The organism is Amycolatopsis sp. SID8362 (assembly GCF_010550475.1).
Lineage (GTDB): Bacteria > Actinomycetota > Actinomycetes > Mycobacteriales > Pseudonocardiaceae > Amycolatopsis > Amycolatopsis eburnea.
The window spans coordinates 1-809 of sequence record NZ_JAAGNB010000760.1 but is presented as its reverse complement, the minus strand read 5'-3'; the positions used below and the strand labels follow the sequence as shown (position 1 = coordinate 809).

The following is an 809-nucleotide window of genomic DNA, read 5'->3' as shown; positions in this document are numbered from 1 at the left end:
TTCGAGCGCCAGCCGGCCCAGCGCCGCCGCCGGAGCGGGCGGGAGCACGGCCCGGACGACGGGCACGGCGGCGGCCACGGCGGCCGCGAGACTTTCCCCCATGCGGCCACCTTGCCAGAACGGCACGGGGCGCGGGTCAGCCTTCGGGGTAGAACAGGAACAGGGTGCAGCCGGTCGCGCTCGCGGGCACGTGCCAGGACCCGGCCGGCGCGTGCAGGAAGGTGCCCGCCGGGTAGTCGCGGGCACCGTCGTGGAACGTGCCCGCGACGACGAAGACCTCCTCGGGCCCGGGTTCGTGGACGTCGCGGCGCGGCCACGACGTGCCGGCGTCCATCTCCAGGACACCGGCGTGCGCGGCGCCATCAGTCCACAGTGGACGGAAGCGGATGCCGGGGAACAGTTCGCGGACCGGGGCTTCCGTGACGGCGGCGGAGGTGTAGCCGTCCTGGTCGAGGATCTCGGGGTGCATGTCCGCCACCCTGCCCGCGCGCGGCGACCCGGGCCAGTGTCCGAGACGACACCCTGGGGTACTTTCGTGCCATGCATCGCGTGGTGGCACTGGTGCGGCCGGTGCAGTCGACGTTCGAGCTCGGCATCGCCGCCGAGGTCTTCGGCACGCCACGGGCCGGCGTGCCGCGGCACTACGCGTTCGACGTGTGCGCCGAGACCCCCGGCCCGGTCCCGACGACGGCCGGGTACGCGATGTCCGTCCCCCGTGGACTGTCGGCGCTCGCCGCCGCCGACACCGTCCTCATCCCGGGCTGGGCGCCGGTCGAAGCCCCGCTGTCCCCGCGCGTCCGGCGCGCGCT

Annotated in this window: 1 protein-coding gene and 1 pseudogene; one reads left to right on the top strand and one right to left on the bottom strand. The window is 75.2% G+C overall.

The features are described from left to right. Positions 1 to 136: 136 nt before the first annotated feature. Complete coding sequence (locus G3I65_RS23540; RefSeq protein ID WP_160698028.1) at positions 137 to 469, bottom strand: cupin domain-containing protein; 333 nt, start codon at positions 467 to 469, stop codon at positions 137 to 139. Positions 470 to 540: 71 nt separating this feature from the next. Here G3I65_RS23540 and G3I65_RS23535 point away from each other — a divergent pair. After that, a pseudogene (locus G3I65_RS23535) lies at positions 541 to 809 on the top strand (AraC family transcriptional regulator); the annotation flags it as partial.

Coding starts and splice junctions, on each gene's coding strand:
- G3I65_RS23540 (WP_160698028.1), bottom strand. CDS start 469: ATGCACCCCGAGATCCTCGACCAGGACGGCTACACCTCCGCCGCCGTC.